At 73.1% G+C, this 25085-nt stretch carries 19 protein-coding genes and 1 riboswitch; of the genes, 14 read left to right on the top strand and 5 right to left on the bottom strand.

Annotation, left to right across the window (positions count from 1 at the left end; translation table 11 throughout):
• Nucleotides 1-11 precede the first annotated feature (11 nt).
• Genes N4G70_RS23980 through N4G70_RS23970 form a run of 3 tightly spaced genes read right to left on the bottom strand, consistent with a single transcriptional unit; the run spans nt 12 to nt 2453 of the window.
• The gene (locus N4G70_RS23980) at nt 12-1460 is read right to left on the bottom strand and encodes a DUF2079 domain-containing protein (protein WP_399036606.1); all 1449 of its coding nucleotides are present in this window, start codon (nt 1458-1460) and stop codon (nt 12-14) included.
• Between the two features lie 29 nt (nt 1461-1489).
• Nucleotides 1490-1972 carry a hypothetical protein gene (locus N4G70_RS23975; RefSeq protein ID WP_261714763.1) on the bottom strand — a complete coding sequence of 161 codons (483 nt, stop codon included), beginning with the start codon at nt 1970-1972 and terminating at the stop codon, nt 1490-1492.
• Nucleotides 1965-2453, bottom strand: a complete 489-nt coding sequence (locus tag N4G70_RS23970) for a SigE family RNA polymerase sigma factor (RefSeq protein WP_261714762.1) — start codon at nt 2451-2453, stop codon at nt 1965-1967. The genes N4G70_RS23975 and N4G70_RS23970 overlap by 8 nt, the downstream gene beginning before the upstream one ends.
• Before the next feature lie 497 nt (nt 2454-2950).
• On the opposite strand from N4G70_RS23970, the gene mfd reads away from it, so the two are divergent.
• Complete coding sequence (gene mfd / locus N4G70_RS23965; RefSeq protein WP_261714761.1) at nt 2951-6484, top strand: transcription-repair coupling factor; 3534 nt, start codon at nt 2951-2953, stop codon at nt 6482-6484.
• Between the two features lie 188 nt (nt 6485-6672).
• Complete coding sequence (locus tag N4G70_RS23960; protein ID WP_261714760.1) at nt 6673-7350, top strand: HNH endonuclease family protein; 678 nt, start codon at nt 6673-6675, stop codon at nt 7348-7350.
• A gap of 26 nt (nt 7351-7376) precedes the next feature.
• On the opposite strand, the gene N4G70_RS23955 is transcribed toward N4G70_RS23960, so the two are convergent.
• The gene (locus N4G70_RS23955) at nt 7377-8084 is read right to left on the bottom strand and encodes a hypothetical protein (RefSeq protein WP_261714759.1); all 708 of its coding nucleotides are present in this window, start codon (nt 8082-8084) and stop codon (nt 7377-7379) included.
• Between the two features lie 197 nt (nt 8085-8281).
• Between N4G70_RS23955 and N4G70_RS23950 the strand changes: the two genes are divergently transcribed.
• The 3 genes from N4G70_RS23950 to N4G70_RS23940 all read left to right on the top strand — a co-directional run bounded on the left by N4G70_RS23950 (nt 8282) and on the right by N4G70_RS23940 (nt 12788).
• On the top strand, nt 8282-10468 hold the full coding sequence (locus tag N4G70_RS23950) for an N-6 DNA methylase (protein WP_261714758.1): 2187 nt from the start codon (nt 8282-8284) through the stop codon (nt 10466-10468).
• Nucleotides 10469-10644: 176 nt separating this feature from the next.
• Nucleotides 10645-11241: a hypothetical protein gene (locus tag N4G70_RS23945; RefSeq protein WP_261714757.1), complete on the top strand. Its 597-nt coding sequence runs from the start codon at nt 10645-10647 to the stop codon at nt 11239-11241.
• Complete coding sequence (locus N4G70_RS23940; RefSeq protein WP_315904286.1) at nt 11238-12788, top strand: serine/threonine-protein kinase; 1551 nt, start codon at nt 11238-11240, stop codon at nt 12786-12788. Before N4G70_RS23945 ends, N4G70_RS23940 begins: the two co-directional genes overlap by 4 nt.
• Nucleotides 12789-12831: 43 nt before the next feature.
• On the opposite strand, the gene N4G70_RS23935 is transcribed toward N4G70_RS23940, so the two are convergent.
• Nucleotides 12832-15339, bottom strand: a complete 2508-nt coding sequence (locus tag N4G70_RS23935) for a YfhO family protein (protein WP_261714756.1) — start codon at nt 15337-15339, stop codon at nt 12832-12834.
• A gap of 247 nt (nt 15340-15586) precedes the next feature.
• Between N4G70_RS23935 and N4G70_RS23930 the strand changes: the two genes are divergently transcribed.
• The 9 genes from N4G70_RS23930 to N4G70_RS23885 all read left to right on the top strand — a co-directional run bounded on the left by N4G70_RS23930 (nt 15587) and on the right by N4G70_RS23885 (nt 24906).
• Complete coding sequence (locus tag N4G70_RS23930; RefSeq protein WP_261714755.1) at nt 15587-16261, top strand: SurA N-terminal domain-containing protein; 675 nt, start codon at nt 15587-15589, stop codon at nt 16259-16261.
• 22 nt (nt 16262-16283) lie between these two features.
• Entirely contained in the window at nt 16284-17240 is a 957-nt protein-coding gene (locus N4G70_RS23925) for a nucleoside triphosphate pyrophosphohydrolase (RefSeq protein ID WP_261714754.1), read from the top strand.
• A gap of 467 nt (nt 17241-17707) precedes the next feature.
• A complete protein-coding gene (locus tag N4G70_RS23920) occupies nt 17708-18958 on the top strand; it encodes a cytochrome P450 (protein WP_261714753.1) in 1251 nt (416 codons plus the stop codon).
• Nucleotides 18959-19101: 143 nt separating this feature from the next.
• Nucleotides 19102-20136 (top strand): transglycosylase family protein, encoded by a 1035-nt coding sequence (locus N4G70_RS37050; protein ID WP_315904285.1) that lies wholly within the window; start codon nt 19102-19104, stop codon nt 20134-20136.
• 257 nt (nt 20137-20393) lie between these two features.
• Nucleotides 20394-20563: riboswitch (cyclic di-AMP (ydaO/yuaA leader) on the top strand.
• 3 nt (nt 20564-20566) lie between these two features.
• Complete coding sequence (locus N4G70_RS23905; protein WP_261714752.1) at nt 20567-21262, top strand: LysM peptidoglycan-binding domain-containing protein; 696 nt, start codon at nt 20567-20569, stop codon at nt 21260-21262.
• Between the two features lie 256 nt (nt 21263-21518).
• Entirely contained in the window at nt 21519-22805 is a 1287-nt protein-coding gene (gene eno / locus N4G70_RS23900) for a phosphopyruvate hydratase (protein ID WP_261714751.1), read from the top strand.
• 137 nt (nt 22806-22942) lie between these two features.
• Nucleotides 22943-23431: a septum formation initiator family protein gene (locus tag N4G70_RS23895; RefSeq protein WP_261714750.1), complete on the top strand. Its 489-nt coding sequence runs from the start codon at nt 22943-22945 to the stop codon at nt 23429-23431.
• Between the two features lie 30 nt (nt 23432-23461).
• Nucleotides 23462-23995: a DUF501 domain-containing protein gene (locus N4G70_RS23890; RefSeq protein WP_261714749.1), complete on the top strand. Its 534-nt coding sequence runs from the start codon at nt 23462-23464 to the stop codon at nt 23993-23995.
• Entirely contained in the window at nt 23992-24906 is a 915-nt protein-coding gene (locus N4G70_RS23885) for a Ppx/GppA phosphatase family protein (protein ID WP_261714748.1), read from the top strand. Before N4G70_RS23890 ends, N4G70_RS23885 begins: the two co-directional genes overlap by 4 nt.
• The last annotated feature ends 179 nt before the right edge of the window (nt 24907-25085 follow it).

Raw genomic sequence — 25085 nt, 5'->3', positions numbered from 1 at the left:
GGGCCGATCGGCTACGGACCGAGTTCGAGCAGGACGTAACCCCCTGCCACCCCGGTGACCGTGTACACGGCGCCGGGGTGCAGGCTCTTCGCGTACTGGACGGGGTCGCCCGCCCAGCCGTCGGAGTTGTCGATGGCGATGTAGCGGGGCGTCACCGGGCGCGCGGCGCCCACCCAGAAGACGCGGCAGCGGGAGGTGAGGCGGGCGATCGGCCCGATGTCCGCCTCGACCGTCGCCCCGTCCGGGATCCTCGCCAACAGCCTCTCCACCGCTGTCACTTGAGGGCTTGTGCGGTACGCGGCCGGCTCGGTCAGGGCGGCCAGGGGCAGCGAAGGCGTCAGGGCGAGGGCGGCGGCCGCCGCACAGCCGGGCAGGGCGCGGGCGTACGAGCGCAGCCAGGGCCGGGGGCTGGTGCGCGCGGTGGCCACCGCGTCGGCCAGGGCGAGCGCGAGGACCGGCATCAGGACCGCGCTGTAGTGCCAGTCGGTCGACCAGTAGTGGTCGTCGAAGGACAGGAAGCGCCAGCCGAGGGTGGGCAGCGCGACGAGCAGCAGCGGGGAGCGCAGCGCGAGGAGCCCGGTGGTGGGGACCAGCGTCCACAGCAGGGTGCGGAGCTTGACGTCCCAGGCGGCGAACGGGCCCGCGCCGTCGCTCATCTTCTCCCAGTAGTCGTAGGTGTCCGTGGAGTTGAACGCGGGGATGACGACGGTGAGCGTGACCAGGGTGGCCACCGCGCCGAACGCGGCCACGAGGGCCGCCCCGCGCACGACCCGCGGCGCGGTGCGACGGGCGCGCACCGCGACCACGACGGCGATCGCGGCCGTGGTCAGTCCGAGGTCCTCCTTCACCAGGGTGAGCGGCAGCGCGTACAGCAGGGCCGCCCGCCACCGCCCGCGCAGTACGGCCTCCAGGCCGAAGGCGATCAGGGGGACGGCGAAGCAGATTTCGTGGAAGTCGAAGTCGACGGCGCGCTGGATGCCCCAGGAGAGCCCGAAGGCGGCGCCGATCGCGAGCCCGGGCCCGCGTCCGAGCAGCCGGGCCGAGGCGCGGGTCACGGGAACGACGGCCAGCGCGAACAGCGCGGCCTGGGCGACGAGCAGGGTGACCGGGGTCGGGAACAGCCGGTAGGCGGGGGCGAGCAGGGCGGTGACCGGGCTGAAGTGGTCCCCGAGGACATTGGCGCCCGGCCCCTTCAGATCGGCGACGGGCGCCTGGAGGTGGGCGTAGGCGCGGACCACCTGCTCGAAGATCCCCAGGTCCCAGGAGAGGGTCTCCATCCGGCGGTACCGCAGGACGCTGAGCGCGGTGTACGCGGCGAAGAACGCGGCGGCGAGCAGATACGGATCGGCTGCCGGCCGCGATCGTATGTGCGGGGGCGCCGCGCGGCCCCCGTCCGCCTGCGGCCCCTCGCCACCCCTGCGGGAGGCGGCGTCGGGCAGGGCGAGGAGAACTCCGGACACGGGCGGTGCTCCTTGATTGAGCGGGGACTTCAGCGGGCGGGGGTGGTCGGGGTGACGGAGGAGCCGGACGGGGGTGCGGACAGGGACGGAGTGGGGGAGCCGTAGCGGGAGGAGGCGGAGGGGAAGAGGCCGGAGGGGGTCGCGGTGACGCTGTCCGTCGAGGCCGAGGCCGAGGCCGGCCCCGACTCCGACTCCGACGAGCCGGAGAAGGAGGGGCTGGGCCGCAGCGACGGCGTGCCCGAGCCGTCCCCCGGGGAGGGCGAGCCGTACGTGGGGACGGACGCGGGCGGGGCCGGTTCGCTCTGCTGGAGGCGCAGGCCCAGCGCGGCGCCGGACCCGGCGAGCAGACACACCGCGCAGGCGGCGAGCGCGGCCGCGTTGCGCCGGCGGCGCCGCAGCCCCCGGGCGGCCACGCGGTCGGCGGGTTCGGGCAGGCAGGCGCGGCCGCCCGCGTCGGCGGCCCGCTTCAGGGCGCGGGCCAGGGACTCCTCGTCCCGGTGGCGGTCAGACACCGTGTTCCTCCAGGAGACGGGGCGCGAGGGCGGCCCGGGCGCGCGAAAGGTGCGTCTTGACGGTGCCGGCGGAGATGCCGGTCTCGTGGGCGACCTGGTCCACGCTCAGGTCGCACACGTAGTGCAGTACGGCGACCCGGCGCTGGCGGTCGGACAGGCCGCGCAGGGCGTCGATCAGGGCGACGGTGCCGGGGTCCGGGGCGGGGGCCTCGGCGGGGTGCGTCCGGGTGTGGCGGCGCCACGCCTCCGCGGTGCGGCGGCCCCGGTGCCAGCGGCTCACCGCGAGTCGCCACGCGGTGGTACGCACCCAGGCCTCCGGGCCCGCGCCCGCGTCCAGCCTCGCGCGGCGGGACCAGGCCCGGACGAAGGCCTCCTGGACTACGTCCTGGGCCTCGTGGAGGTCGCCGGTCATCAGGTACACCTGGCCGACCAGCGGTTTCACGGAGTGCGCGTAGAACTCCTCGAACTCGGGGTCGGTCAATGCGGCTCCTGATGCTGGCTGGGTCTCACGGGGTATACCCCCCGAACCCTCCCCCCGGTTGACACCCCACCCCAACTTTCCCCACCACCCGCCCTCTGGGGCTCCGCCCCAGACCCCGTATCGCGCCTGAACGGCGCTCGTCCTCAATCGCCGGACGGGCTGAGGTGCCCGATGCGGGCCGGCACCGAGCAGCTAAGGGGCGCGGGGAACTGCGCGAGAAGCGACCACGGTCCGCAGTCGAGAGGGGGTTAGGGGCGCGGGGAACTGCGCGAGAAGCGACCACGGTCCGCAGGCGAGAGGGGGTTAAGGGGCGCGGGGAACTGCGCGACACGCGGCCCCGGGGTGAGGGCGCGGGTGGGCCGGGGCGGGCGGGGCCGTGGAGGGGGACGCGGGGACGCGGAGGCGGCTGGGGGTGGGGCGTCGTACGCTGGAGGACCCCGGCCCGTACGACGTGTCGGGCGGTTCGCGTTGCCCACTCCCCGGGATGGATGCCCTTCATGAGCCTGCACGGTCTGCTGGATGCCGTCGTACGAGACCCCGCGCTCGCCGAAGCGGTGAGGGCCGCCACCGACGGCCACCGGACCCACCTCGACCTGGTCGGCCCGCCCGCCGCCCGCCCCTTCGCGATCGCCGCGCTGGCGCGCGAGGCGGGCCGCCCCGTGCTCGCCGTGACCGCCACCGGCCGCGAGGCCGAGGACCTGGCCGCCGCCCTGCGCTCGATGCTGCCGGCCGAGGAGATCGTCGAGTACCCGTCCTGGGAGACGCTGCCGCACGAACGCCTCTCGCCGCGCAGCGACACCGTGGGCCGTCGCCTCGCCGTGCTGCGCCGGCTGACCCACCCCAGCAAGGACGACCCCTCGGCCGGCCCGGTGAGCGTCGTCGTCGCACCCATCCGGTCCGTATTGCAACCGCAGGTCAAGGGGCTCGGGGATCTGGAGCCCGTCTCCCTGCGGTCCGGGCAGTCCGCCGATCTGAACGAGATCGTCGAGGGGCTCGCCGCCGCCGCGTACGCCCGGGTCGAACTCGTCGAGAAGCGCGGGGAGTTCGCGGTCCGAGGCGGCATCCTCGATGTGTTTCCGCCGACCGAGGAACATCCGCTGCGCGTGGAGTTCTGGGGCGACGACGTCGAGGAGATCCGCTACTTCAAGGTCGCCGACCAGCGTTCCCTGGAGGTCGCCGAGCACGGTCTGTGGGCGCCGCCCTGTCGTGAGCTGCTGCTCACCGACGAGGTGCGTACCCGCGCGGCCGCCCTCGCCGAGCAGCACCCCGAGCTCGGCGAGCTGCTCGGGAAGATCGCCGAGGGGATCGCGGTGGAGGGCATGGAGTCCCTCGCCCCGGTCCTGGTCGACGAGATGGAGCTGCTCATCGACGTGCTGCCGCAGGGCGCGATGGCCGTGGTGTGCGACCCGGAGCGGGTGCGGACCAGGGCCGCGGACCTGGTCGCCACCAGCCAGGAGTTCCTCCAGGCGTCCTGGGCGGCCAGCGCGGGCGGAGGCCAGGCGCCCATCGACGTGGACGCGGCCTCGCTGTGGGGCATCGCCGACGTCCGCGACCGGGCCCGCGAGCTGAACATGATGTGGTGGTCGGTGTCGCCGTTCGCCGCCGATGACGCCGACCTGGACGACGAAACCCTCAAGCTCGGCATGCACGCCCCCGAGAGCTACCGGGGCGACACCCAGCGGGCGCTCGCCGACACCAAGCAGTGGCTCGCCGACGGCTGGCGCACGGTGTATGTGACCGCGGGCCACGGCCCGGCCTCGCGCACCGTCGAGGTGCTCGGCGGCGAGGGCATCGCGGCCCGGCTCGACGCGGAGCTCGACGAGCTGACCCCGTCGGTGGTCCAGGTGACGTGCGGCGCCATCGACTTCGGCTTCCTGGACCCCGCGCTCAAGCTGGCCGTCCTGACCGAGACCGACCTCACCGGCCAGCGCACCGCCACCAAGGACCTGGGCCGGATGCCGGCCCGCCGCCGCAAGACCATCGACCCGCTCACCCTGGAGGTGGGCGACTACATCGTGCACGAGCAGCACGGTGTGGGCCGCTACATCGAGATGGTGCAGCGCACGGTGCAGAACGCGACCCGCGAGTACCTGCTGGTCGAGTACGCGGCCGCCAAGCGCGGCCAGCCCGGTGACCGGCTCTACATCCCCACCGACCAGTTGGAGCAGGTGACCAAGTACGTCGGTGGCGAGGCCCCGACGCTGCACCGGCTGGGCGGCGCCGACTGGACCAAGACCAAGGCGCGCGCCAAGAAGGCCGTCAAGGAGATCGCCGCCGACCTGATCCGGCTGTACTCGGCCCGGATGGCCGCGCCCGGCCACGCCTTCGGCGCGGACACTCCTTGGCAGCGCGAGCTGGAGGACGCGTTCCCGTACGCGGAGACCCCCGATCAGCTCTCCACGATCGCCGAGGTCAAGGAGGACATGGAGAAGACGGTCCCGATGGACCGGCTGATCTGTGGCGACGTCGGCTACGGAAAGACCGAGATCGCGGTGCGCGCCGCGTTCAAGGCCGTCCAGGACGGCAAGCAGGTCGCGGTCCTGGTGCCGACGACGCTCCTGGTGCAGCAGCACTTCGGCACCTTCACCGAGCGCTACGCCCAATTCCCGGTCGTGGTAAGGGCGTTGAGCCGCTTCCAGAGCGACACCGAGGCGAAGGCCACGCTGGAGGGCCTGAAGGACGGGTCGGTCGATCTCGTCATCGGCACGCACCGGCTGTTCTCCTCGGAGACCAAGTTCAAGGACCTGGGCCTGGTCATCGTCGACGAGGAGCAGCGCTTCGGCGTCGAGCACAAGGAGCAGCTCAAGAAGCTGCGCGCCAATGTGGACGTCCTGACGATGTCCGCGACCCCCATTCCCCGTACGCTCGAAATGGCGGTCACCGGCATCCGCGAGATGTCGACGATCACCACCCCGCCGGAGGAGCGCCACCCCGTCCTCACCTTCGTCGGGCCGTACGAGGAGAAGCAGATCGGCGCGGCCATCCGGCGCGAGCTGCTGCGAGAGGGCCAGGTCTTCTACATCCACAACCGGGTCGAGTCCATCGACCGGGCCGCGGCGCGGCTGCGCGAGATCGTGCCCGAGGCGCGCATCCAGATCGCGCACGGGCAGATGGGCGAGAGCCAGCTGGAGCAGGTGGTGGTCGACTTCTGGGAGAAGAAGTTCGACGTGCTGGTCTCGACGACGATCGTCGAGTCGGGCATCGACATCTCCAACGCCAACACCCTGATCGTGGAGCGCGGCGACAACTTCGGCCTCTCCCAGCTCCACCAGTTGCGCGGCCGGGTGGGCCGGGGCCGCGACCGCGGTTACGCCTACTTCCTGTATCCGCCGGAGAAGCCGCTGACCGAGACGGCGCACGAGCGGCTCGCCACGATCGCCCAGCACACCGAGATGGGCGCGGGCATGTATGTGGCGATGAAGGACCTGGAGATCCGGGGCGCGGGCAATCTGCTCGGCGGCGAGCAGTCCGGGCACATCGCGGGCGTCGGCTTCGACCTGTACGTCCGCATGGTGGGCGAGGCCGTCGCCGACTACCGGGCGCAGATGGAGGGCGGCGAGCAGGAGGAGGCGCCGCTCGAAGTGAAGATCGAGCTGCCGGTCGACGCGCATGTCCCGCACGACTACGCGCCGGGCGAGCGGCTGCGCCTCCAGGCCTACCGGGCGATCGCCGCGGCCAACTCCGAGGACGACGTCAAGGCGGTGCGCGAGGAGCTCACCGACCGGTACGGCAAGCTGCCCGAGCCGGTCGAGAACCTGCTCCTGGTCGCGGGCCTCAGGATGCTGGCCCGCGCCTGCGGGGTCGGCGAGATCGTGCTCCAGGGCCCCAACATCCGCTTCGCGCCGGTGGAGTTGAGGGAGTCGCAGGAGCTGCGCCTCAAGCGGCTGCACCCCCGTACGGTCATCAAGGCGGCGACCCGGCAGATCCTGGTGCCGCGCCCCACCGCCGGGAAGATCGGCGGCAAGCCGGTCGTCGGGCGGGAACTGCTGGCCTGGACGGGCGAGTTCCTCACCACGATCCTGGGGGGCTGAGGCCCGGCGGGTGGAGGGCGTCCCGCGCGCCGGGCCGTGCGGGGTGCGCCCCGTCCCGTACGCCGGTCGTGCCGGGGTGATCACGGGTGCGGGGCTGTCCTTGCCGGGATTTTTGGCCGGCGGCGAGCCGGGTAGGAGTACCTAGGATTGCGAGGTTCCGCCAACTGCTGCCAGGACGGCCCGCTTTGATGCGTATCCACCGAATTGCCCTGCCCGCGACCGCCCTTGCGGCTTCGCTCGTGCTCACCGGCTGCGGGGGTGACGGCGCCGGGAAGGGCGGTGCTCCCGGGCCCAAGGGCGCGGCCGGCGCCGCGTTGTCCGCGGTCGACGCGCTGCCCGTCAAGGGGCGGGCGCCGAAGACCGGTTACAGCCGGGACCAGTTCGGCAAGGGCTGGACCGACACCGACCACAACGGCTGCGAGACCCGCGAGGACATACTCAAGCGGGATCTGGTGGACGTGAAGCTCAAGGACAAGTGCGACATTGCGTCCGGCAGGCTCGTCCACGACCCGTACACGGGGGAGTCCATCACCTTCACGCGCGGCGCCAGCAAGATCGACATCGATCATGTGGTGGCGCTCTCGGACGCGTGGCAGAAGGGCGCCCAGCAGTGGGACAAGCAGAAGCGGACCGCGTTCGCCAACGATCCGCTGAACCTGATCGCCGTCGACGCGAGCGCCAACCGCCGCAAGTCCGACGGCGACGCGGCGACCTGGCTCCCCCCGTACAAGGCGTACCGCTGTACGTATGTGGCGGATCAGGTGGCGGTGAAGAAGAAGTACGGCGTGTGGCTGACCGACGCCGAGAAGGCCGCCATGAAGACGGTCCTTGACGGATGCCCCGACCAGAAGCTCCCGGCGGGCTGAGCCGCCGGGAGCCAGGGGCGCTCGTATCAGCCGGCGGTGACGGAGGACTTCGGCGGGGCCACCGCGTGGACCGGCTTCTCGAAGTCGGAGAAGGCGAGGGTGCCGGGGCTGTCGCCGCCCACGGTGACCATCTTCAGGAGGTAGGGCTTGCCCGTGGTCGCCACGTCGATGATGTAGCTCTCTTTGCCGTCCTTCTCGGTGAGCACGATCGCGGGCCGTCCGTCGACGGTGGTGGTCGCGCCCTTGGTGGCCGCGTTGTCCTGGCCGGGATCGGTCAGGTAGTCGTTCAGGTCGCAGACCGAGGCGAGGTCCTTGCCGTCGGCGGACGTCGTGTCCGACTTCTTCCAGGTGTGGGTGTTGGCCGGGCGCAGATAGACCGTCTTGCCGGTCTTGATGATGCTGATGGCCTCCTTGCCCGACCCGATGGTGCCGGTGCAGTCGCCCTTGGTGTCCATCGTCAGATCCAGCTTGGTGGGGCCGTCCGTGGCGTCGGCGATGTCCGCCTTGAGCCGCAGCGAGGTGGCCTGACGGTTCGTCTTCACCGCGTCCGTGAGCACCTGGCCGCCGGTGCGGTCGGCGAAGGGGCCCTTCGGCTTGGCGGGAGCGGCCGGGCTGGAGGCGGCGGGCGAGTTCTTGGCCGATGCCGTGGGGGAGCCCGAGCTCGAACAGGCCGTCAGGGCGGTGGCGGCGCAGACGAACAGGGCGCTGGTGGTGGCTATGGTGCGGCGGCGCATGGCGTGAACTCCCCCTGGGGGCGGTAGAGCGGGGTGGGGCGGGAGCGCCGGCAGGTGGCGAGCCCGGGCACATCAGAGCAGACGGCTGTGAACCGAGTCAACCTCGTTCACACGCATACCCTTGTTCACGACGTGAATGGGTTGCTCCGGCTCGGGTTCGATAGGGTCGGGGTCCAGCACACGAGGGGAGCAGTCAGGTGCCGGACCAGGCCGTAGAGGTGACCGCCGCCGCCATCGCCCGGCTCGCGGGGGTGGGCAGGGCGGCCGTCAGCAACTGGCGCCGCAGACACGCCGACTTCCCCAAGCCCGTCGGCGGCACCGAGACCAGTCCCTCCTTCGCCCTCCACGATGTCGAGCGATGGCTGCGCGACCAGGGCAAGGTGGCCGAGGTCCCGCTGCGCGAACGGATCTGGCAGCAGCTCTCGGCCCACCCCGCGGGGGCCCTGGCCGCCCTGATCCACGCGGGCTGCGCCCTGCTCGTCGTGGCCGAACACCCGCGGTGCGGACGGGAGTTGGCGGGCCTCGGCGACACGGAGCTGGCCGAGCGGCTGCCGGCGCTCATCGACGAGGTGCTGGAGAAGCGGTTCGGGCAAGCGGGGCCCGCACCGCACGCGGGGAAGACGGGCCAAGCGGGGCTCGCATCGCACGCGGGGGAGACGGGCCAAGCGGGGCCCGCACCGCACGCGGGGGAGACGGAGCGCGGCGGGCCCGAGGAGGCCCGCGCTGTTCACGGCCGCCGTGTGAACACCCCCGGCACGGCCGAACTCCTCCCCTCCGCCCCGCTGGTGCGCGGCGCCGCCGAACTCGCCGGGGAGGTGGGGGCCCGGGAGGCCTTCGAGTTCCTGCTCGGACGCCACCTCGACGCCAACCCCCGCCAGTACACGCTCACTCCGCGCGGCCCCGCCGAGCTGATGGCCGCCCTCGCCGGACCCGCGGCCACCGTCCTCGACCCGGCCTGCGGCACCGGCACCCTGCTGTGTGCGCTGCCCGGCGCGAGCGCCCTGCACGCCCAGGACGCCGACCCCGACCTCGCCGCCCTCACCGCACTCCGGCTCGCCCTCGCGGGCTCCGCCGAGCTGCGCACCGCCGCCGCCGACTCGCTGCGCGCCGACGCCTTCGAGCACCTCGCCGCCGACGCCGTGCTGTGCCACCCGCCGTTCAACGAGCGGTCCTGGGGCCATGACGAGCTCGCCTACGACCCGCGCTGGGAGTACGGCCTGCCCGCCCGCACCGAGTCCGAACTCGCCTGGGTGCAGCACGCGTTGGCCCGGCTGCGCGAGGGCGGCACCGCCGTGCTCCTGATGCCGCCGGCCGCCGCCTCGCGCCGCTCGGGGCGCCGCGTCCGCGCCGACCTGCTGCGCCGCGGCGCGCTGCGCGCCGTCGTCGCCCTGCCCGCCGGGGCCGCGCCCCCCTACGGCATCCCCCTGCACCTGTGGGTGCTGCGCCGGCCGGGCGCCGGCGCGACCAGCTCGCCCGAGCTGCTCCTCGTCGACACCGCCGGCATCGAGGGTGTCGCGGTCGACGGCGGCCGCGACCGGCTGCCCTGGCCCGCCCTGCGCGCGGCGGTGCTCGACGCCTGGACGCCCTTCGACCGGGACGGCACGGTCGCCGAACAGGCCGGGCTCAGCCGGTCGGTGCCGGTCATCGACCTCCTCGACGACGACGTCGACCTCACCCCGGCCCGCCATCTTCCGCCGCCCGCCGCCGAGGGCACCGCCGGCCTCGACGCCGTACGCGAACGCCTCGACGCCGCCCTGCGGCGCACCACCGAGCTGACCCCGCCGCCCGCCGCACCCGCGCCCCCGGCGGGGCCGGCCGCCCGTCCCCGGCTCACCACCGTCGGTGAACTCGCCCGCGCGGGCGCCCTGTCGCTGCGGCCGGGCGGCGCGGGCGCCGGCCCCGGCGGACCCGCCGTCCTCACCGAGCACGACGTCCTGGCCGGCACCGCGCCCTCGGGAACCCTGCCCGAAGGGCCCCCCGAGGAGCCGGTGCTGACCCGGGCGGGCGACGTCGTGGTGCCCGTGCTGGGCGGCGGCACGGTCGCCCGGGTCGTGAGCGAGGCCGACGCGGGCGCCGCCCTCGGCCGCAACCTTCAGCTGCTGCGGCCCGAACCGGACGCCCTCGACCCGTGGTTCCTCGCCGGGTTCCTGCGCGGCACCGCCAACAACCGCCAGGCCAGCAGCTACGCCACCACCGCCTCCCGGCTCGATGTGCGCCGTCTGCACCTGCCCCGGCTGCCGCTGGCCGAACAGCGCCGCTACGGGGAGCGGTTCCGGGCGCTGGCCGCCTTCGAGGACGCGCTGCGGCTCGCGGGGCGCCTCGGCGAGCAGCTCGTCCAGGGCCTGCACGACGGTCTGACGGACGGCACGATCGAACCGGAGTGAGGCCGCGACGCGCCCCCGAACGAAAGCGGCGGGCCGGGTCGCGCACCGGCCGCTGATGACGGTTGGGTACCGGCCGGGGGATCGCCCGGGACGATGTCGGTGGCGATGTATACGCTCATATCCCTGACCCGTCCCAGTTCCCCATTCCAGTTCCCGTCCCAGTCCCAGGAGCAGCAATGCACGGCCCCGGCCATGGACCGCCGCAGCCACGCCCCTCGGGGGCGGGGCAGATCGTGCTGCGCGTGCTGTTCGCGCTGGTGCCGCTGCTCAGCATCGGCATGCTGTCGTGGACGGCGCTGCTGAGGCTCGCCATCGTGACCCGGCGCCGCGCGCACTGGGTGGTCTTCTGGATCCAACTGGCCCTGTGTGTCGTCGCGTTCGGCTTCGTCATGCGCGCGCCCGACGAGAACGACTGGCAGATGGACGTCGGCATGCTCGGCCTGCTCGCCCTCGCCGTGGCCAGCACGGCGTTCTATCTGTACGCCGACATCCGGCACGCCTCCCGCCCGCCGCTCGCGCCGGGCCCCTTCGGCGGGTACGCCCCGGCCGGATACGGCCCGCCGCACATACCGGCCGCGACGGCCCCCCGGTTCGGCCCGTATGTGAACCCGTACGCCGAGACGCCCGTGCCGACACCCCCGGCCCCCGTGGGCCACGCGCCCGTGCCCGCGCCGCCGGGCACCGCGGCCGCGCCCCGCATCGACCAGGTCAGGGCCGAGCTCGACGAGCTGTCGCAGTACCTGCGCAAGGGAACCGGGAGCGGGGACAGGTGACCGCGGGGCGGGTCGTCGCCGAGCGCTACGAGCTGGCGGCGATCCTCGGCCAGGGCGGCATGGGCCAGGTGTGGACGGCGTACGACCGGCGTCTGGACCGCCGGGTCGCGGTGAAACTCCTGCGGCCCGACCGGGTCGCCGGCGGCCAGGGCGCCGGCGGGGACGCCGACGAGCTGCGGCGCCGGTTCGTACGGGAGTGCCGGGTGACCGCACAGGTCGACCACCCCGGCCTCGTCACCGTGCACGACGCGGGCAGCGACGGCGACGACCTGTACCTCGTCATGCAGTACGTCGAGGGCGCCGACCTCGCCGATCACCTCGCCGAGCACGAGCCCTACCCCTGGCCGTGGACGGTGGCCGTCGCCGCCCAGCTCTGCGCGGTGCTCTCGGCGGTGCACGCGGTGCCGATCGTCCACCGCGACCTGAAGCCGCGCAATGTGATGGTGCGCCCCGATGGCACGCTGACCGTCCTCGACCTGGGCGTCGCCTCCGTCCTGGACTCCGACACGACGCGCCTCACCCACACCGGTTCCCCCATCGGCTCGCCCGCCTACATGGCGCCCGAACAGGCGATGGGCGGCGCCGTCGGCCCGGGCACCGATCTGTACGCGCTCGGCGTGCTGCTGCACGAACTGCTCAGCGGGGACGTCCCGTTCGCGGGCTCCACCGCGCTCGGCGTCCTGCACCGCCATCTGTACGAGCCGCCGGTTCCGGTGCGCAGGCTGCGGCCCGAAGTGCCCGAGGCCCTCGAAGCGCTGGTGCTGCGCCTGCTCGCCAAGGACCCGCAGGCCAGGCCGAGTTGTGCGCAGGAGGTGTACGAGCATCTGGTGCCGCTGCTTCCGTCGCGCGGCGGCCTCGGCCCCTCGGGCCCGCTCGACCCGACCCGGCCGTTCCTGCGCCCGCACGCGCCCTGGCCCGACCGGCCGGGCCCCGCGCCCGCCCCGGCCCCCGGCACCCCGCCACTGCCTCCGGCGCCGCCGCGGCCCGATGTGGCGGGCGCGGTCGACGAGGTCAAGCGGCTGCTCGGCGAGGGCCGCATCACCCAGGCCGTCGACATCCTCGGCTCGATCCTGCCCGCCGCCGCGGCCGAGCACGGCGAACGCTCGCCGGTGGTGCGGATCCTGCGCAAGCAGTACGCGGCGACGCTGATGGACGACGGCCAGTACCGGCGCGCGCTGCCGGAACTGAGCCGGCTCGCCGCCGACCGGGCGGCCGAGGCGGGCCCCGCCGACCCGGGCGTCCTGGACTTCCGCCACGACGCGGCGCAGTGCCTCGAACAGCTCGGCGAGGCGGGCGCCGCGCTCGCCGAGTACCGGTCGGTGCTGCCCGGCTTCGAGGCGCTGTACGCGGCCACCGACCCGTCCCGCCCGTTCGGCATCCGCCACCGGATCGGCCATCTGCTGCTCGCCGTCGGGGAGCACACGGCGGGCCACCAGGAGCTCCAGTCCCTCCTGTGGGACGCGGAACGGGTGTACGGCCCGCAGCACCCCTACCCCGCCGAACTGCGCCGCGCCCTCGCCCGCCAGCGGGAGGTGCGGGGGGCGTAGCCCCGGCCCACTCGCCAACTGGGCTCGTTTCAGTGGCAGTTGGTCACCTGTTCAGGCCGGCCCCGCGCGCCTCCCCCGATCGCGTACCGCGCAGGCGCGCGCCACCGCGGCGCAGCCGTCCCCACCCCGCCACGCCCAGCAGCGCGAGCAGCGCCGCGCCGCCCACCAGCGAGCCCGAACGCAGGCCCGGCGGGCGGAAGGAGCACTCCACCGCGTGGGCCCCGGCCGGCAGGGCGACGGCGGTCAGGCCCAGGTAGTCGCCCGCCGGGGCCGCCGCCGCGCCGTCGACGCGGCAGCCCCAGCCTGCGATGCGGGGCATCGCGAACACCGCCGTTCCGGTGGCCCCGGCGGGGAGTTCGGCACGGATCGAGCTGTCCGAGACCGTGACCTTCGCCGCGCCCTTCGTCCGCAGGGCGTCGACCGCGCGGGCCAGCGCCGCCCGGTCGAGGCAACCCAGCTCGGCGCGCCGGTCGGCGGGGCTCAGGGTGAGGTGCGAGGCGGGGCCCGGTCCCGCCGAGGTGCCGAACGGCAGCATCGGGGCCCGGCGGCTGGGCGCTCCGCCGCGCATCTCGACGGCGGGCCCCCCGCCCAGACGGGCGCTGCCGAAGTGCTCCGGCGCCCACAGGAAGATGTCGGTTCCGGCGGGGCAGCCCTGGGCGAGGGTGCGCCTCGTGTAGACGCGGGCGCCCAGCAGGAGCTCCTGGTTCGTGAACGGGTCGTCGCCGTAAGCCGGTTGGGGCCCGGCCGGGCGGAGCGTGACCAGCGGCGGGGTCGCGGCGGCCCGGACCAGTACCGGCTCGCCGTCCTTGCCCTCGACACGGATCCGCGCGCCCACCGAGAAGATCGCGTCGGTCACCGGGTTGTCCAGGCTCTGCACCGCCCGGCCCCGCGAGGTCCAGCCGCCGCCGAGCGCGGTCAGCGTACGGTTCAGGACCTCGGGGGTGAGGCTGGAGTAGTAGGCACCGCCCTCGCCGCCGAGCAGCAGCGGGTCGTTGTTGGTGATCTGGCGCCGGCCCGGGTCGGTGCGGTGGGCGGGCCAGCCCGAGGCCTGCGACTCCAGGGCGGCCCGCGCCGTGTGCTCGGCGTCCCAGGCCGGATAGCCGTCCATGCGGGCCGCCCGCTCCTGGTCCCCGTACGCCACCGTCACCCCCGCCTGCGCGATCTGCGCCCCGGCCAGCAGGGCGAGCGCGGCGAGGGTGAGCCCGCGCCGGCCGCGCCGGGCCAGCGCGAGACCGCCCACCGTCGCGGCGAGGCCCGCCGCGAGCAGGGGGTAGGTCCACGCCGAGACGAGTTCGCTGAAGGCCGCGCCCAGCGCGATCACGGCGAGCACACCGCCCCCGCCGAGCAGCGCGCGGCGCCCGGGTGTCCCGTACGACAGGGAGATCCAGGCGGCGATCACCAGCAGTCCGCACAGGACGAACGTCTGGCGGTAGGGGCTGCCGTTGGGGGTGGCGAAGGCGTGCCAGGCCAGATGGGCCGGCTTCCACTGGAAGGAGAGCGCGACCGCGAGGACGAGCCCGCTCCACGCGAACCGTTCGCGGCGCGGCACCGCGCTGTGGAAGCCGAGGGTGCAGGCGAGGAACAGCGCGCCGGTGCCGAGGAAGACGGCGGGGGAGGAGAAGGAGTAGGTGCCGGGCAGGGTGCGGGCCAGATAGTCCGGCCAGGACACCGGCGCGAACTCCCGCACCCAGCCCGGATGCGCGTGCCGGGTGCCCAGATAGATGGTGAACAGAATCGGCGCCGAGAGCCCGACCCCGATCGCCACCGACCGCGTGGCAAGGAGCGCCGCCCGGATCCTGCTGTACGTGGGCTGCGTGTCCGTGGCGCGGTCCACGTACAGGAGGAGGAGCAGGACGAGGCCGGCCCCGATCGTCGCCATGTACGCGGTGTAGAAGTTGGCGATCCAGGCGAGCGCCACGATCAGCGGGCCGAGCACCGGCCGGCGGCCGCTCCGGGCCCAGTGGCCGACCAGGCAGAGCAGCGGGAAGGCGATCAGGCCGTCCAGCCACATCGGGTTGTAGATGGACTCCAGGACCGACCAGCCGCACAGCGCGTACGCGGCGCCGAGCACCCCCGCCGCCCAGCGGTGGCGGGCCACCGGGCGCAGCGCGAGCAGCAGCACCGTCATCGCGGCGGCCGCGGCCGCCATTTTGAGGACGGTGATCGTGTACACCGCGAGGTCGATCCGGTCGCGCGGGAAGAGCGCGACGAGCAGGGCGAACGGGCTGCCCAGGTAGGTGCCGAGGTCGGGCAGGAACGAAGTCCCGTACCCGGATTGCCAGTTGAGGAGCAGTCCGCCCTCGGCGCGGCCGTGCAGCAGATCCCACAGGTGCGCGTGGAAGGGGACGAACTGGTTGCCCAGATCGTTGATGGCGCGGGTGTGCCGCTGAAGGGGGCCCAGCGGGATCACCCCGGCGACGGCATCCGCGCCGCACACCGCGACCAGGGTGATCAGGGCGGAGAGGGCGGCGGCGTGGGTGCGGGGGCGGCGGGCGGCGGGGCCGCGTACCGGGGCCACCGGCGGGGCGGGGGCGGCTTCGAGGGTCGGCATCGAGGTCCTTTGCTGTGCGCTGCCTCGAATATGCCGGACCCGTGCGGGCAACACAGCGGGCCCGGGCGTCCGTTCACGCGATGGACGGCGCCGCTTCACCCGGCTTCACCCCCGCGACCGATGGGGGCCCCGAATCGTTGGGCGAATCAGTGGCCCCGGCCACGTCGACTGCCTACCATCGATCATCGCAAGGTCTTAGCAAGGTTCGTCGCCATGCCGCACGTATCTGCTCCGCCGGGAGGCTCCTTTGCACCGCCGCCGTCGTACCGCGCTCTCCGTCTCCGTCGCCCTGCTCGCCGCGGGTCCGCTCCTCGCGGCCTGCGGGAGTACGGCCCATCCTGGGGCCGCAGCCGTCGTCGGGGGCGAGCGGATCGAGGTCTCCGCGCTCCAGGCCGAGGTCAAGGACGTACGGACGGCACAGCAGAACTCCCCGCAGTCCGCCCAGTTGATCAAGGACTCGGGGCAGCTCGGCAAGGTGAAGCTCAGCAACATGATCTTCGACCGGGTCCTGGCGCGCGCCGCCGAGCAGGCCGGGGTGAGCGTCAGCCCCAAGGAGGTCCAGGACGCGCGGGCCGCGATGGTGCGGCAGGCCGGCGGTGAGGACCAGCTGCGCGAGCAGGCGCTCGGCAACGGCGGGCTCGCCCCCGACCAGATCGACACCTATGTCCGGCGCCAGGTCACCGAGCAGAAGCTGGCCGGCGCGATCGGCGCCCGCACCCAGCAGGATCTGCTGCCCGCCCTGGTCAAGGCGTCCAAGGACCTGAAGGTGGACGTGAACCCGCGCTACGGCAGTTGGAACGCGAGCCAGATCCAGCTCGCCGACTACCAGGCCCCCTGGATCGCCAAGACCAAGGTCGCGCCCGTCCAGGGCGCCACCGACGACCAGCAGGTCGACCCCGAGGACTCCGCGTCGACCGGCTGAGCCGCCGGGGTAGGTTCGAGGGGTGACCGCTGCTCAAGAACCCGGCCGAATCGTTCTGCTCACCGCGAGCCACCGGGTCGCCCCCGGCCTGTTGTCCTGGCCCGCGTGGGAGACCCTGCGCGCCGCCGACCTCGTCCTGTGCCCCGACGCCGGGCACCCGCAGCTTCCGTATCTGCGGGAGGCCGGCGTCGCGGTGGAGATCTCGGTGCCCGAGGCGCGCGAACTGGTCGAGGTGTGCGCGGGCGGCCGCACCGTCGTCGTGCTGCCCTCCGGCGAGGGCGACCGCGACCTGACCGACGGCCTCGCCCGGCTCGCCGGCTCCGGCCGGGTCCAGATGCCGAACCTCGAACTGCTCCCCGGCTCCTACGATCTGCCGGGCGCGCGCCTGCTCGACCTCGTCCAGGTCATGGACCGCATCCGGCGCTCCTGCCCCTGGTCCTCGCAGCAGACCCACAAGGGCCTCGCCAAGTACGCGCTGGAGGAGGCGTACGAACTCGTCGAGGCGGTGGAGGAGGGGGACCGCGACGAGCTGCGCGAGGAGCTCGGCGACGTGTTGCTCCAGGTCGTCTTCCACGCGCGGATCGCCGAGGAGGACGCGGAGGAGCCGTTCTCCGTGGACGACGTCGCGGCCGGGATCGTGGAGAAGCTCATCCACCGGCATCCGCATGTGTTCGGCTCCGAGACGGCCGAGACGCCGGAGGAGGTCAAGGAGCACTGGCTGCGGATGAAGGCGGTCGAGAAGCGGCGGGCGTCGGTGACGGACGGGGTGCCGCTGGGCCAGCCGGCCCTGGCCCTCGCGGCCAAGCTGTCCGCCCGCGCGCACACGGCGGGCCTCGAGGTCCCGCTCCCCTCCGGGGAGGGCGTGGGCTACCGGCTGCTGGAGCTGGCGGCGGAGGCGGAGCGGGTGGGGGTGGACCCGGAGGCGGCGTTGCGGGCGGCGGCCCGGGCGTACCGGGAGGCGATCCGCGCGGCGGAGTAGCCCCCACCCCGCCCCTTCCCTAAACCCTGCGGGGGCCGGTCGCCTGCGGGCCGTGCGTGGCTGGTCGCGCAGTTCCCCGCGCCCCTAACCCCTCTCGATACTGCGGGCCGTGGTCGCTTCTCGCGCAGTTCCTCGCGCCCCTGACTGCCCGGTGCGGGGGCACCTTCAGCCTGTCCGGCGTTTGAGGACGAGCGCCGTTCAGGCGCGATACGGGGTCTGGGGCGGAGCCCCAGGGCGCCTGCGGGCCGTGTGTGGCTGGGCGCGCAGTTCCTCGCGCCCCTTGGCTGCTCGGTGCGGGGCAGTGCAGGCATACCCAGCCCGTCCGGCGTTTGAGGACGAGCGCCGTTCAGGCGCGATACGGGGTCTGGGGCGGAGCCCCAGGGCGCCTGCGGGCGCAGTTCCCCGCGCCCACGCGGGGTCGGTGCGGGCCGGCACGGGCGGGGAGGGAGCCGGGATACCGTCGAGCCGTGCAGGACAACCCCACCCCACCCACCGCCCCGGAACTCTTCACCTGGGAGTTCGCCACCAACCCCTACCCCGCCTACGCCTGGCTCAGAACGCACGCCCCCGTGCACCGCACCCGGCTGCCGAGCGGCGTCGAGGCGTGGCTGGTGACGCGGTACGGGGACGCCAAGCAGGCCCTCGCCGACCAGCGGCTCTCCAAGAACCCCGCGCACCACGACGAGCCCGCCCACGCCAAGGGCAAGACGGGCATCCCGGGCGAGCGCAAGGCCGAGCTGATGACGCATCTGCTCAACATCGACCCGCCCGACCACACCCGGCTCAGGCGCCTCGTGTCGAAGGCGTTCACTCCCCGTACGGTCGCCCAATTCGCGCCCCGCGTACAGGAGTTGACCGACCGGCTCATCGACGCGTTCGCGGAGAAGGGGGAGGCCGACCTCATCCACGAGTTCGCCTTCCCGCTGCCCATCTACGCCATCTGCGACCTGCTGGGCGTACCGCGCGAGGACCAGGACGACTTCCGCGACTGGGCGGGCATGATGATCCGGCACGGCGGCGGCCCGCGCGGCGGCGTCGCGCGCTCGGTCAAGAAGATGCGCGACTACCTCGCCGAGCTCATCCACAAGAAGCGCGAGAACCCGGGGGACGACCTCATCTCGCGGCTCATCGAGGCCAGCGACCACGGCGAGCACCTGACGGAGAACGAGGCCGCCGCCATGGCCTTCATCCTGTTGTTCGCCGGGTTCGAGACGACGGTCAACCTCATCGGGAACGGCATGTACGCCCTGCTGCGCGATTCCGGGCAGCGCGAGCGCCTCCAGCGCTCGCTCGCCGCGGGGGAGAGCGACCTCCTGGAGACCGGGGTCGAGGAGCTCCTGCGCTTCGACGGGCCGGTCGAGCTGGCGACCTGGCGGTTCGCCATGGAGCCGCTGACGCTCGGCGGGCAGGACATCGCGGCAGGCGACCCGGTCCTCGTGGTGCTGGCCGCGGCCGACCGCGACCCCGACCGCTTCGCCGACCCCGACACCCTCGACCTCGGCCGCCGCGACAACCAGCACCTCGGCTACGGGCACGGCATCCACTACTGCCTCGGCGCCCCGCTCGCCCGCCTCGAAGGGCAGACCGCGCTTGCGACCCTGCTGCGGCGCCTTCCGGACCTGAGGCTCGCGGTGGACCCCGACGACCTGCGCTGGCGCGGCGGGCTCATCATGCGAGGTCTGCGCACCCTGCCGGTCGCGTTCACGCCGCCGCGCTGAGGCCCCGTACCCGCGCGATTTCTGACGGACCGTCAAGACTGTGACTTTTATGTGATCGTGGGGGCATCGACTTGTGACAAACGTTCGAGTGCGGCTACCTTCACCGTTCATTCGGCTCAGCAGTCACACGGAAGGCTTTTCGCATGCGCTCCGGGAATGGACGGCATCGTCGACCCCGCCAGGCACCCGCCCTCGTCGTCGCGGCAGGAGTGACCGGATCCGCTCTCGCGCTTCCGCTGCTCGCCGCGACCGGCGCGAACGCCGCGGACGCGAACACCTGGAACGAGGTGGCCGCCTGTGAGTCCGGCGGAATGTGGAGCGCCGACTTCGGCAACGGCCTGTACGGCGGACTCCAGTTCTCGCAGGCGACCTGGGAGGCGTACGGCGGCAACGAGTACGCCCAGCGTGCCGACCTCGCCAGCCGCGCCCAGCAGATAGCCGTCGCCGAGAAGGTGCTCGCGGCCAAGGGCGCCCAGGCCTTCGCGAACTGCGGTACCGGCGCCGGGCTCACCACGGGCGGCGGCGCGGCGGACGTCGACCCGGGCGTGCCCCGCACGCCCGCCGGCACGGCCTCGCCCGTCCCGACGGCCCCCGCGACCAAGGCGCCCGACGCGACCCGGCCGCCGGCCGGTTCGACCCCCGCCAAGCCGTCCCCGGACGCCGTCCTGCCGGTCGACCCGGCCAAGTCCCCGGCGCCGTCCGGGTCCACGCCGGAGGGCCCCGGCAAGCACCGGGGCACGCCCGCGCCGGAGGGGAGCGCCGGCACCGCGCCCCGGGGGACCGGCACGGACGCCCCGGCCGGCCCGGGCAACTCGACGGCTCCGGCGGGTTCGGCCGGATCGACCGGATCGGCCGGATCGACCGGTCCGGCCTCGGGCGCCGCGGACGGGTCCGCCCCGAGCCGCGACTCCGGACAGCACGCCTCGCGGGGTGACGGTGCCTCACGTGAGGCCGGTAACGCCCCTGCGGCCAACGGCGACTACACCGTCCGCCCCGGCGACAATCTGTCCGCCATCGCCGACGCGAACAAGATCCAGGGCGGCTGGCCCGCGCTCTACCACGCCAACGAGCAGCTCATCGGAACCGACCCGAACCTCATCCTGCCTGGCCAGAGCCTGGCCCTGACGGACGCGAAGGCCGCTCCGACGACCCCGAACTCGGTCCCGAAGCAGGGGTAGTTCGAAGGCCTATGTCCGTGTTGTGCAAGTGAGACATGGGTCTCTTCGCTCCAACTGGCGTGTCCTGTCTGCCCGGTCCGTCCACCCCGCCCCTCACCTGCGAAAACACCCGTTCTGTGCAGGCAAGTAGGGGGGATTTCTCCCCGATGTGCCTCTTTGAACATTGGCGGGGCGTGTGTTTTCGTCGGACTCGCTCGTCACCGCGAGCCCCGTCGACCGAGCACGCCGAATCCTGCCGTCGGCCGATGGGAACAGTCGACGCTTATGCGCCGTAGGCAGGAGCGGGGGACCCAAGGTAAGTGCCGGGCCCGGCAGTTCACGTGACTGCCGTCAACGGCTTGGGGTGAAGACGGGCGCATCGTCGCTCGGCCGGGCAGCTCACGCCCGAACCCGACAGCTCACCTCGCAGGCGTCGGTGAGGAGAACTTCCATGCTGCTTTCCGGCAAGGGCAAGCACCGCCGCCCGTCCAAGGCCGTCCGTGTCGCCACGCTGGCCGGCGTCACCGGTGTCGCTGTCGCCGCTCCGCTGATGGCGGCCGGCAACGCTTCCGCCGCCTCCGTCTCGACCTGGGACGCCGTCGCCCAGTGCGAGTCCGGCGGCAACTGGTCCATCAACACCGGCAACGGCTACTACGGTGGCCTTCAGTTCTCGCAGTCCTCCTGGGCCGCCGCCGGCGGCACCCAGTACGCCTCGCGCGCCGACCTCGCCACCAAGGGCCAGCAGATAGCCGCCGCCGAGCGGCTGCTCGCGATCCAGGGCCCGGGTGCCTGGTCCTGCGCCGGCGCCGGCAACCTGACGTCCGGCGGCAGCAAGGCCGACGTCGACACCTCCGGCTCCTCGGCCGCGAAGCCCGCCAAGCCGGCCAAGCCGTCGAAGCAGAAGGCCGCCCCGCAGCAGAAGTCGCAGCGCGCCGAGTCCGCGCCGAAGGCGAGCCGCAGCGAGGAGCGCAGCGAGCCGGTCAAGCAGGGCGATGGCGAGTACACCGTCAAGTCCGGCGACACCCTCGGCACCATCGCGGCCACCAACAGCACCAAGGGCGGCTGGCAGCACCTGTTCGAGCTGAACAAGGACATCGTCAAGGACGCGAACCTGATCTTCCCGGGCCAGAAGCTGCACCTCGGCTGAGTCCGGCCCACCCAGGTCCCCCCGGCCCGGCGCGCATTCCCCCGTACGCGCCGGGCCGGGGTTTTCGCTATTACCGGGCAGTAGGGTTGTGGTCCTTTGCCCCGGAATCCGCGCTCTTGGGCCCTTTTTCGTCCCAGGAGGCGGGCACGGGGCCGACCGGAGCCCCGGAGCCGGTTAGGCTCTTGTCGCAAGGCGAAGCGACCCCGCCCGGACCTTGCATGCTTGCGTCACATCTAGCGTCACATCCCAGAAGGAGATGCTCGTGCCGTCCATCGACGTCGTCGTAGCCCGGGAAATCCTGGACTCCCGAGGCAACCCCACGGTCGAGGTCGAGGTCGGCCTCGACGACGGCAGCACCGGCCGTGCTGCAGTTCCGTCCGGCGCCTCCACCGGTGCCTTCGAGGCCATCGAGCTTCGCGACGGCGACCCCAACCGCTACGGCGGCAAGGGTGTCGAGAAGGCCGTCCTCGCCGTCATCGAGCAGATCGGCCCGGAGCTCGTCGGCTACGACGCCACCGAGCAGCGCCTGATCGACCAGGCCATGTTCGACCTGGACGCCACCGACAACAAGGGCTCGCTCGGCGCCAACGCCATCCTCGGCGTCTCGCTCGCCGTCGCGCACGCCGCCTCCGAGGCCAGCGACCTGCCGCTCTTCCGCTACCTCGGCGGCCCCAACGCGCACCTGCTGCCCGTCCCGATGATGAACATCCTCAACGGCGGCTCCCACGCGGACTCCAACGTCGACATCCAGGAGTTCATGATCGCCCCGATCGGCGCGGAGTCCTTCTCCGAGGCCCTTCGCTGGGGTGCCGAGGTCTACCACACGCTGAAGGGCGTCCTGAAGCGCAAGGGCCTGTCCACCGGCCTCGGCGACGAGGGCGGCTTCGCGCCGAACCTGGAGTCCAACCGCGCCGCCCTCGACCTCATCGTCGAGGCCATCAAGGAGGCCGGTTACGCCCCGGGCAAGGACGTCGCGCTCGCGCTCGACGTCGCCGCGTCCGAGTTCTACAAGGACGGCAAGTACGAGTTCGAGGGCAAGTCCCGCTCGGCCGCCGAGATGACCGAGTACTACGAGGAGCTCGTCGCCGCGTACCCGCTGGTCTCCATCGAGGACCCGCTGTTCGAGGACGACTGGGCCGGCTGGAACACCATCACCTCGCGTCTGGGCGCCAAGGTGCAGATCGTCGGCGACGACCTGTTCGTCACCAACCCCGAGCGCCTCGCCCGCGGCATCGAGGAGGGCTCCGCCAACGCCCTGCTCGTCAAGGTCAACCAGATCGGCTCGCTGACCGAGACGCTGGACGCCGTCGAGATGGCCCAGCGCAACGGCTTCAAGTGCATGATGTCCCACCGCTCGGGCGAGACCGAGGACGTCACCATCGCCGACCTCGCCGTCGCGGTGAACTGCGGCCAGATCAAGACCGGCGCCCCGGCCCGCTCGGACCGCGTCGCCAAGTACAACCAGCTGCTGCGCATCGAGGAGATCCTCGACGACGCCGCGGTGTACGCGGGCCGCAGCGCCTTCCCGCGCTTCAAGGGCTGAGCAGCTTCACGGGCTGAGCCGCTTCGAAGGCTGACGCTTTTGAAGGGCTGACGCCCTAGCCAGTCGTCCGTACGTCCCCGGCCGCGGTCCCGTACCGTGTCCGGGGACGTACGTGTGTGATGGGGAGGCGGAGAGCGATGGGCAAGGAAGCCAAGGTCAAGGACCGTGACCGGTTCTCCACCGCGGCCCGGCTCAAGGTGCTCGGCGAGCAGACCGCGGCCCGCGTCTACCGCTCGCAGAACAAGCGCCAGGCCCGCCGCTCGCGCCTCACCGGCCGCGCGGCGCTGCTGGCCCTGGTGCTCTGCTCCCTGATCGTGGCGCTCGCCTACCCCATGCGGCAGTACGTGTCGCAGCGCGGCGACATCGCCGACCAGCAGCGCAAGGCCGCCGACGCCCAGCAGGCGGTCGAACGGCTGCGGGACGAGAAGGCGCGCCTCCAGGACGACGCGTACATCGAGAAGCTGGCCCGCGAGCATCTGCACATGCAGTTCCCGGGGGAGACCGGCTTCACCGTCGTCGACCCGGGCGCGGCCGACAAGCACCGCGAGGACAAGGGCGCGACCGGCCGCGCCTGGCACTCCAACCTCTGGGACGGCGTCGACAAGGCCGACCGTTCTTCCAACTGACCACCGCTAGCGATAGAGACTGACCCAGGCATGGAAACGCCCCCGCCCCAGACCGACCGCACCGAGCCCACCGACGCGGACATCGCCGCCTTCAAGCAGCAGTTGGGCCGCCCCCCGCGCGGTCTGCGCGCGATCGCGCACCGCTGCCCCTGCGGCAACCCGGACGTCGTCGAGACGGCCCCGCGCCTGGAGGACGGCACGCCCTTCCCGACGACGTACTACCTGACGTGCCCGCGTGCCGCCTCCGCGATCGGCACCCTGGAGGCCAACGGCGTCATGAAGGACATGACGGAGCGCCTCGCCGGCGACCCCGAACTCGCCGCGGCCTACCGCGCGGCGCACGAGGACTACATCGCGCGCCGTGACGCCATCGAGGTCCTGGAGGGCTTCCCGAGCGCCGGCGGCATGCCGGACCGGGTCAAGTGCCTGCACGTCCTGGTGGGTCACTCGCTGGCGGCCGGCCCGGGTGTGAACCCGCTCGGCGACGAGGCGATCGCGCTGCTTCCCGAGTGGTGGGCGAAGGGCCCGTGCGTGACGCCGTGCGGCGAGGGGGACGAGAAGTGACGCGGGTCGCCGCGATCGACTGCGGCACCAACTCCATCCGCCTGCTGGTCGCCGACGCCGACCCGGCCACCGGGGAGATCACCGACCTCGACCGCCGCATGACCATCGTGCGGCTCGGCCAGGGTGTGGACCGCACCGGCCGACTGGCCCCCGAGGCGCTGGAGCGGACGTTCGCGGCGTGCCGCGAGTACGCCGCCGTCATCAAGGAGCTCGGCGCGGAGCGCATCCGCTTCGTGGCGACCTCCGCCTCGCGCGACGCGGAGAACCGCGACGAGTTCGTGCGCGGGGTCCTGGAGATCCTGGGCGTCGAGCCCGAGGTGATCTCGGGCGACCAGGAGGCCGAGTTCTCCTTCGTGGGCGCCACCAAGGAGCTGTCCGGCGACGGCGACTATCTGGTCGTCGACATCGGCGGCGGCTCCACCGAGTTCGTGGTCGGCTCCACCGGTGTCGAGGCCGCCCGCTCGGTCGACATCGGCTGTGTGCGGATGACGGAGCGTCACCACCCCGGCGACCCGGCGACGCCCGAGCAGATCGCCGCGATCCGGGCCGACATCGAGGCGGCCCTGGACCTCGCCGAGCGAACCGTGCCGCTGCGGGAGCCGCGCACGCTGGTGGGCCTGGCCGGTTCGGTCACCACCATCGCCGCGATCTCGCTCGGTCTGACCGGGTACGACTCGGCCGCCATCCATCATTCACGGATCTCTCACGAGGAGGTCGCCGCGATCACCGCGCGCCTGCTCGCCTCCACCCACGAGGAGCGCACCGCGATCCCCGTGCTGCATCCGGGCCGGATCGACGTGATCGGGGCCGGAGCGCTGGTCCTGCTGGCCATCATGGAGCGGACCGGAGCCCGTGAGGTCGTGGTGAGCGAGCACGACATTCTGGACGGAATCGCCTGGTCGATCGCCTGATCGCGGTCTCTGCGGGGCCGCTGGGCCGCGCTCCGCGAGAAAGTTCGTGAAGTTCTTCACAAGGAATGGGGGCCCTCGGGCCGAAGAAAGTGGTCCGAGTACCGCTTTCCGAGGCCCGGGGGCGTCTTCCCCGGGCATTCCCCACGGTGCTGACCGTGTTACGCCTGCGTTTCTCCCGG

It is taken from the genome of Streptomyces sp. ASQP_92 (assembly GCF_025399895.1).
GTDB lineage: Bacteria > Actinomycetota > Actinomycetes > Streptomycetales > Streptomycetaceae > Streptomyces.
The sequence above is the reverse complement of the archived record's forward strand: the minus strand, read 5'-3'. Positions and strand labels throughout refer to the sequence as shown.

Coding starts and splice junctions, on each gene's coding strand:
- mfd (WP_261714761.1), top strand. CDS start 2,951: ATGAGCCTGCACGGTCTGCTGGATGCCGTCGTACGAGACCCCGCGCTC.
- N4G70_RS23960 (WP_261714760.1), top strand. CDS start 6,673: ATGCGTATCCACCGAATTGCCCTGCCCGCGACCGCCCTTGCGGCTTCG.
- N4G70_RS23955 (WP_261714759.1), bottom strand. CDS start 8,084: ATGCGCCGCCGCACCATAGCCACCACCAGCGCCCTGTTCGTCTGCGCC.
- N4G70_RS23945 (WP_261714757.1), top strand. CDS start 10,645: ATGCACGGCCCCGGCCATGGACCGCCGCAGCCACGCCCCTCGGGGGCG.
- N4G70_RS23935 (WP_261714756.1), bottom strand. CDS start 15,339: ATGCCGACCCTCGAAGCCGCCCCCGCCCCGCCGGTGGCCCCGGTACGC.
- N4G70_RS37050 (WP_315904285.1), top strand. CDS start 19,102: ATGCGCTCCGGGAATGGACGGCATCGTCGACCCCGCCAGGCACCCGCC.
- N4G70_RS23905 (WP_261714752.1), top strand. CDS start 20,567: ATGCTGCTTTCCGGCAAGGGCAAGCACCGCCGCCCGTCCAAGGCCGTC.
- eno (WP_261714751.1), top strand. CDS start 21,519: ATGCTCGTGCCGTCCATCGACGTCGTCGTAGCCCGGGAAATCCTGGAC.
- N4G70_RS23895 (WP_261714750.1), top strand. CDS start 22,943: ATGGGCAAGGAAGCCAAGGTCAAGGACCGTGACCGGTTCTCCACCGCG.
- N4G70_RS23890 (WP_261714749.1), top strand. CDS start 23,462: ATGGAAACGCCCCCGCCCCAGACCGACCGCACCGAGCCCACCGACGCG.